Source organism: candidate division KSB1 bacterium (assembly GCA_022562085.1).
Lineage (GTDB): Bacteria > Zhuqueibacterota > Zhuqueibacteria > Oceanimicrobiales > Oceanimicrobiaceae > Oceanimicrobium.
Map to the genome: position 1 here is coordinate 1 of JADFPY010000233.1, position 7,262 is coordinate 7,262.

General features: G+C 42.5%; 10 protein-coding genes. 2 read left to right on the top strand and 8 right to left on the bottom strand.

Annotated features, from left to right (window positions below):
• A partial coding sequence (locus IH879_16365) for an HslU--HslV peptidase proteolytic subunit (protein MCH7676500.1) occupies window positions 1–253 on the top strand: 253 nt, incomplete at its 5' end.
• A gap of 243 nt (window positions 254–496) precedes the next feature.
• Here IH879_16365 and IH879_16370 read toward each other — a convergent pair.
• From IH879_16370 to IH879_16405, 8 genes are all read right to left on the bottom strand, one after another.
• Entirely contained in the window at window positions 497–1,639 is a 1,143-nt protein-coding gene (locus IH879_16370) for a hypothetical protein (GenBank protein ID MCH7676501.1), read from the bottom strand.
• Between the two features lie 185 nt (window positions 1,640–1,824).
• Window positions 1,825–2,496 (bottom strand): two pore domain potassium channel family protein, encoded by a 672-nt coding sequence (locus IH879_16375; GenBank protein ID MCH7676502.1) that lies wholly within the window; start codon window positions 2,494–2,496, stop codon window positions 1,825–1,827.
• Between the two features lie 231 nt (window positions 2,497–2,727).
• Window positions 2,728–3,261: a DUF4136 domain-containing protein gene (locus IH879_16380; GenBank protein MCH7676503.1), complete on the bottom strand. Its 534-nt coding sequence runs from the start codon at window positions 3,259–3,261 to the stop codon at window positions 2,728–2,730.
• 92 nt (window positions 3,262–3,353) lie between these two features.
• Window positions 3,354–3,851: a histidine phosphatase family protein gene (locus IH879_16385; GenBank protein ID MCH7676504.1), complete on the bottom strand. Its 498-nt coding sequence runs from the start codon at window positions 3,849–3,851 to the stop codon at window positions 3,354–3,356.
• A gap of 1 nt (window position 3,852) precedes the next feature.
• On the bottom strand, window positions 3,853–4,329 hold the full coding sequence (locus IH879_16390; GenBank protein MCH7676505.1) for a CYTH domain-containing protein: 477 nt from the start codon (window positions 4,327–4,329) through the stop codon (window positions 3,853–3,855).
• Window positions 4,330–4,335: 6 nt separating this feature from the next.
• Complete coding sequence (locus IH879_16395) at window positions 4,336–5,088, bottom strand: AAA family ATPase (protein ID MCH7676506.1); 753 nt, start codon at window positions 5,086–5,088, stop codon at window positions 4,336–4,338.
• A gap of 9 nt (window positions 5,089–5,097) precedes the next feature.
• Window positions 5,098–6,231: a CHAD domain-containing protein gene (locus tag IH879_16400; protein MCH7676507.1), complete on the bottom strand. Its 1,134-nt coding sequence runs from the start codon at window positions 6,229–6,231 to the stop codon at window positions 5,098–5,100.
• Between the two features lie 32 nt (window positions 6,232–6,263).
• Window positions 6,264–6,887: a DUF3604 domain-containing protein gene (locus tag IH879_16405; GenBank protein MCH7676508.1), complete on the bottom strand. Its 624-nt coding sequence runs from the start codon at window positions 6,885–6,887 to the stop codon at window positions 6,264–6,266.
• A 259-nt stretch (window positions 6,888–7,146) separates the two neighbouring features.
• Here IH879_16405 and IH879_16410 point away from each other — a divergent pair.
• On the top strand, window positions 7,147–7,262 hold a 116-nt coding region (locus tag IH879_16410), incomplete at its 3' end, for a type II toxin-antitoxin system Phd/YefM family antitoxin (GenBank protein MCH7676509.1).

Below are 7,262 nucleotides of genomic sequence, written 5' to 3' on the forward strand. Positions count from 1 at the left end.
ACGCAGGCTTGAAGCCCAACTCGTGGTTATCGATAAGGAAAGCATGTTCCTGATTTCCGGAACCGGTGACATTATCGAGCCTGATGATAATATTCTCGCGATTGGCTCCGGAGGCAGTTATGCGCTCTCTGCGGCCAGCGCCTTAGTAAAACATGCCGATTTAGATGCAAAAAATATAGTTGAGGAGTCGTTGAAAATTGCAGCCAGAATCTGTATTTACACCAATTCAGATCTTACTGTTGCCGAATTATGATGAGGATGCCTCTGAATGTCATGACCCGCGTGATTAGGTAAGAGAACCTATCCTTTTCCCAGTTTCTGTGATACATTAAGTAGCCAAGCCAAATCTCTCTGAGATAATTTCTTTGTCAAGCTGCCGCATTTTTCTAAAGAAATTACCAAAAGAGAAACCCTCCTAATAAATCTTCGCTTTGTCAACGCTATGCGTACAACGATTATCTCCAAAAACGGTCTCATGACCCTTACTCACAGGCCATTATTCAATGGTGTAGCCCTGGTATTTTGATGTTAGCTTTTGCAGTTTAGTCAAGATTTCTATCAATGTTACTTCCTTGCCATCTAAAAGGATGCGTTTTGGTTTGTAGCCACTAAACTCACCTCCTGAGCCGAAAAGCTTCTCGTAATCGGAGCCGAGCAAGGGTCTGAGGATCGACTCAAATTGTTGCATATAATTACCCAATTCATCTAATCGTGGGATACGAAAACAATATATTTCGTTCGCGATACTTGTTGGACCACTTGATGTTGAAACCAAACCAATAACCCTCCAAACGTAAGTTTTCCCCGGTCTCAACACTAAACTTTCGCCCGACGATGGATAAGTGAACGAAGTCGTAGGAATCACTTCAACTCTATCATTAAAACCCAGGTCCTTACCTATTTCTATTAGGTTTATACTTCTGCTATTTTGAAGAAGGAAAATTCTGGTAAATCTTGGTTCTTGATTCAGAGCGCTTTCCGGATCCTCCCCGGGTTTCCACTCTGCGACGATAACTCGAAACCTGCTCATGTTCGACGCCCACCGAAACTGGGGCAGATTGCTAAAAACTATAGCGCAATCATCGATTCGTCCTGAGGCGCGGCTTCCCGGGCCGATAAGATCCAGAGTAGTAGGATTGGAAATCCTGATTTCAAACGAATCGTCATCCAGAGTGGTTCGATTAACATCTTTGACAATAGTCTCAAAAGAATATATACCCGTCGGAAGTCTACCGGTGGCAAGAATGTTTTCCAATAACTCATCGACCACATCTTCAGCGATCGAAAAGTTATTGAATCTATAGGGACCCGAATTCGAAAAAAGTTGGCTACTACTGATTGTTAACCTTTCAGAGGCCATTAAACTAAAAGGAATCGTTTCTCCTCTTGACAATTGTCCGTGTTCTCTGCTTTGGACTATGGAAACAAGAATTACCTCACGCGCCTGTGAGTCATTTATAAGATCGATAAAGAAGATGGGACGGCTGCTTGCAGGGCTATTTATATCAAAATCTTTTAAAAAAAATACTTCCAAGGTGTTGGTGAGCGGACGAGTCATAACCTGAACTTGCGCAAAGGTCACGGAAACACAAACTAACAAAAGCAATAACAATGATAGACCTTTTGCTAGTGTTTTCATAAATCCTCCTTATAGCTTATTAGAGCCTCATTAGAAAAGTTAGAAATAATTTACTAAAACAAACTTATATATACCATCTATTTATCGTCAATGACGAAAATCCAAAATGCCCAGCGTTGCCGGGTTTCAACCTCATTCAAATTCGTCGCCCAACGCGGTCTGTATTTTCCTTCCGTGTTCTGTTCTCATTTTTTCATGCCAATCAAATGCAACCCCACCAATCGGGCAATCAGAACGGTCATATAAATCTGTCCGATGGTCGATTCGAGGATGGTCAAACTGCGTGCCTGCCATGCAACGGGAACAATATCACCGTAACCGAGTGTGGTCAACGTTGTAAATGAAAAGTATAGCATGGTTGAAAATTTCCCATCATAGTTAGAAATAGCCAAGGCCTGAGGGTCGAAGTGCAGCAACAAGCGGTAAAGACAGGCCCAAAAGATGCCGAGCAGGAAATAGACGGCGATTCCACCCCGGATAATATCCTTGGTCACCTGAGTCTGGGTAAAGATCTTGCCGATCATGGCCCCAACCGATATAAACAAGAAAACGGCATAGCTACCCAGACCAATAGTGAGTAAAATAACTACCCCCTCTTGTCGCTGCGGAGCCCCGCCGAGAATCTTTCCGACAAGATGAAAAACGAAGGCCATTATACCAAGCACCACACATGTCCGGAAGAGTGTTTTCGGCAGATCAAGAGTATCGAGGACGGCAAGGATCATGATGAGCATAAAGATGGGCACCAGCAGACCTTGTTGTTGTTCAAGGAATGGCATAACTCCGATCAGCATAATCATTGCAGAAAAAAGAATCGTATACTTGTAGGCAATAAACCTGCGAATTAGACTTTGCATCCTTATGTAACTAATTTTGTTACCACTTTTGTTGTTTTATGCAGATTCGTCATTTCTTCATCTCGATCTCTTTAGTCACCGCAACCAATTCCTGAGCACCAACTAGAGCCGGCAAAGGCGATGTGAATCGCTTTCTTCGCTATCTCCGGTTATCTGCTGGCAAAAACTGAAGAAGGCAAGCAGAAGAAATTCCATTCAGAAAAAGTTTTTAAAATGCTTTCACTTTCATTGTTATTTTGTCGAAGGAAAGGACTCCAGCATCCGTTTTACTGCCATTGTAATCTTGACACGAGTGTCCTCAAGGTCGAGCTCTCCTTGAGATACAATCCTCGATGCCGACCCGCGCCAGAGTAGTTCACTGGTTCTGGCATCTACGAAATCCAAAACCAAAGTACCCTCTTTATATGATAATTTCACTGATTTGTCCGTTTTGTAATCAGTGCGATAGCTCTGATCATGAGAATATATTTTGTCCTGAACTCTAAGGTGGTATGTTATGGAGAAATCGGGGCCTTCAAATGTCCTGGTATAGCCTCGTCTCTCTAACTCCCTATTAACAACTTCCTTTATATGTTTGTCTATCTGTTGCCGATTCGCAATCGGGTTGGTAAGATACTCAAACGGCTTTTCTTGCTGCTCAAGCCAGGTAAATGTCTTCATTCGACTGAAATCAAATCCCTCATTATATTCCTGCTTTATTCTCATCCCGGAACAATTCACTGCCGCGACCAGCAGAAGACTTAACAGAAGCCTAATAAATCTCATGATCAAAAAACCTCCTTTTCACCTGACGGTAGTTATAGTTGTGATGACGTTACTCTGGCCGCCTTTTTTCGCCTTGATTCGTACGGCCATATCTATAATTGTTCCTTCTTCGGATAATCAAATGAAATAAATTTGCCCTTTCCTGGCGAAACTTCTTGCCAAGAATCCACATTGAATTCAATTACAAATATGCCAGAGGTTGGTATATTATCAACTTCATAATTGGTAAGATAGTGAGCCAACGAAGTAAACCCGGGATTATGCCCAAAAATCATCACATCGTCATATTTGCCATCTATTTTCTGAATTACTTGAATTAACTCCGAAACTCCGGCTTCGTAAAGTGCTACATTCTTTTCAATTTTTGCTTTCTCACAGCCAACTTCCCTTGCTATGATCTTTGCGGTTTTCCAGGCTCTTTTTGCAGGACTCGAGATCATCAAATCGGGCAAAGCTTTATCTTTTGCGAGCCGCTTACCCATCATCGGGGCATCGCGTCTGCCTCTCCTGTTAAGCGGCCGGTCGAGGTCATCCAAGTTTGGATATTTCCAGCTCGATTTAGCATGTCTGACAAGCGTTAATTTTTTCATTTTATTGTTTTTTCCCCCAGCCTAAATATGGATTCCGGGTCAAATTAGAATTGAAGTAATTAGGATCGCCTGTTACTTCTGCACCGACCCAATCGGGTAAAGCAATTTTTTGATTTTCATCGCTGAGTTCAACTTCGACTAAAATCAATCCTTTGTTTACGCCCTCGAACTCATCCACTAGCCAAATGAGTTCATTGTGTTCAATCTCGTATCTCATCTTCTCGATAATGGGTTGTTCACAGAGGGTATCAAGCATTTCATTTGCATCTTTTACAGGGATTTCATATTCGTACTCTGCACGGGCCGCACCTTTGGCGATGCCTTTAACGGTAATGTATCCTTGATTTCTAATCGTACGAATTCTTACTGTCCTTTCTTTCACGGTAGACAAATACCCTTGCCGATAAAACCTGCCTATGGCATTTGAACGCCAAGCATCGCTTTTAGTTAAAAACTTCCTTTCAATTTCTTGAGCCATAGCTAGTTATTTTTTCACACCCTCTAAACTTTTTATTTCCGCCCACAAATCACCATAAGACCGGGCTGCAATTGATTTAGGTCGGAAGCATAGTAGAGGCTCTCGGTAAATGCCCATTTTCTCTACATCCGCGGTATAGGGAATCCGGCTGTTTAGAAAACGTCCGTCCTGGTTAGACATCTTTTCCATTATTCCCCGATGCATTTTTTTGCGTTTTTCTACCATCGAAAAGAAAACAGAAATTTTGGACTGATCCAGTGCTTTGTCGGTGAAAAACTGCCGTAACTTTTCATATGTAAGTAATGAGAGGGTCGTGGGAACAAGAGGGACGAGCAGGTAGTCGGCCGCATAAAAAATGTTTTCAGAAACCAGTGTAATATTTGGTGGGCAATCCAGAAAAACGAAATCATATTCCTTTGCGAATGGCTCGAGAACCTCTCTTAATCTTTTTTTTGAGCGCTTTAACTTATCTAAAACAAGATCCAGATTTCTATAAGACAGATGAGAAGGCAATAAATCAAGATTTCTATAGTCTGTGCCTTTAATGCTTTTATCAAATTTCTTCCTGCCCTTTATGAATTTTTTACTGCTAAATTTTTTCGAAGACTTGATTCTAAAATAATAGGACGCTGAACCCTGGGGATCCATATCTAGCAGGATGGTTTTGGCCCCCTCCGCAGCCGCGATATAGGCTAAATTAACCGCCGCTGCCGTTTTGCCGACCCCTCCCTTAATGCTATAAAAAGCTATAATTTTCAATTTATAATCTCATCTAAAAAGTTTTTGATATAATTCTGCGTTTTCTTGCTGGCTAAATTCTTGGAACTTCTGACTAAAAGCCATTCGCACCTGCTGCTGTCTGTGGTATAAATTTGCAATTAGCCCGCCAATTGCCACGGCGGTGGCAATAGACTCGTTATGTGATGGGATAACTCGGTCCATAAACTTTTTCAGTTCTGGCTGCTGAACGCACAGATCATTGAACTCTCCTAAGTTGTCCTGCAAACTTTTCAGTTGTTTTATCAAAAACGCCATCTCCTTTTGAGGGAAGAGCGCAGCATAGAATTCTAACAAATAGCGCAATTTTTTGCACTCAATGCGTAGTTTGTGTAGTTCTTCGTCAGGTGTTGAATCATTTATTACATTTCCTAAATTCATAACCTGATGGTACTGTTTGCATATAAATTTGCGGGCCAGGCTAACGACGGGTTTATTGGCGTTTTTTGCCTTTTCCTCGCCGCTTTCCGTAGTATTTAACAAAGTCTCCCATTGTGTCAGCATCTCATTATAGAATGCGCCATTTAGGGCCTGGACAAATTCATGGTGCTGTTTTTTCCTTTCTGCCTCGAGGAACTGAAAAAGCGGTTCCAGTTTTGGTCGCTGCTCTTCAGGTAGCATCGCTTTAAACCGTTCTTTATTAAGCAAATAAACGTCAAGATCGCGCAACTGGTTTGTTGATTTTCCGACGGCAGCAAAGTCCTTCTTAAAACGCCTGACGATTTCATCTGGAAAGATTCCTTTAATCTGAGTCAAAGCGGAGCGAGTACGCCGCACAGCCACTCTATAATCATGTAAAAACTCCGTATCAATATCAGTTTTGATGCCCGCCTCGTTTTGTCTCATCAGCTCCAGCAGACGTTTCAAAATTATGACCGTCGCTTGCTTTGCCGACATGCCTGATTGCAGTCTTATATGCAATTTTGAGGAATAATCACCCGATTGTTCACCCGCTGCGCTTAAAACCATGCTAAATATTTTTATGGCTTCACGTTTTTTACCGAGATTACTTAGAAATTGACTGATATCATCCTGATATTTTTTATAACCTCTTACGGGCTCAAGAGTGACCAGATTTATTAATGGAGTTTCTTGAAGAGCATTGGCCACTTGTATTTTTTCCATCCGGAGCCGCAGAACCGTCTTTTCGAGATCATCTAAAATGCACAAGGAAGAATCTGGCTGGTTTTATCCCCACTATCACGGAAAATGACAACGCGGTGCAGATTGTTACCATGGGGCATGGAGGTCCACTCGAAGCCATGGAAAGTGGTAAACACGCCCGGTTGGTAATATTTATCAGCGTTCTCTACGACCTTTACCCAAACAGCCTGCGTCATGCGGGGCTCGTTAATCAAATCTTTTTTATCGGAACGCACCCATTCCAAAAAAGCGTCATAGCCCTTTCCCGCTTTATTCAAGTCGTGCCATTTTTTACCGGTCGCATTGGCCAGTAAGATCGGATCGGAACGGCGAATAAAATCAGCCAGCCCCAGGTTCTCGGCATGGTCTGCCACCACGAGAAAGTCCAGCGGCCGAATTAATTTTACCTTCCACCCGGAATAGGCAGTGACCTGCTCCCCGCGCGAGATACGGTAAGCCTCATCCGGCCCTAATCTTGCCCCTGCCATGCCCGCATCGGTGGACCATGAGGTATGTAAATGTGTGTCGCCGAAATAGACGTTCTGTGGATAATGGTCTTCCGCGTATGGTGAATATTCTTTCTTGGGTGGTTTAACATCCTCTTTTGCCACGTGCAAATCCTGCGCGAACGCGGACATGGTCACGAAGCTGACAATTGCAAAAACCAAACTATTTATAACTGATTGGTTTCTCATTAGTCCTCTCTCCTTTTTGTGGTTAAATTTTCTCTTTGTGTTAAAAATGATTGTGCTATCTCGAAGCGTGAATTCACGTTTCGACTGACTCGCCGATCACTTCCTTTTGTTATAAAGTCCTTGCGTTTAGTTTTGAGTATAATTATATTCCCATAGTCATAAAAATTAGGTCATAATTCGTCCACAATAATGGAACCAAAAAATGAAAACAATCCAAGCTGGAAAATTTAAGGCGCAATGTCTTGCCCTGCTTGATGCCGTCGCACAGACCAATGAGCCACTGGTCATCACCAAACATGGCAAGCCTGTTGCGAAATT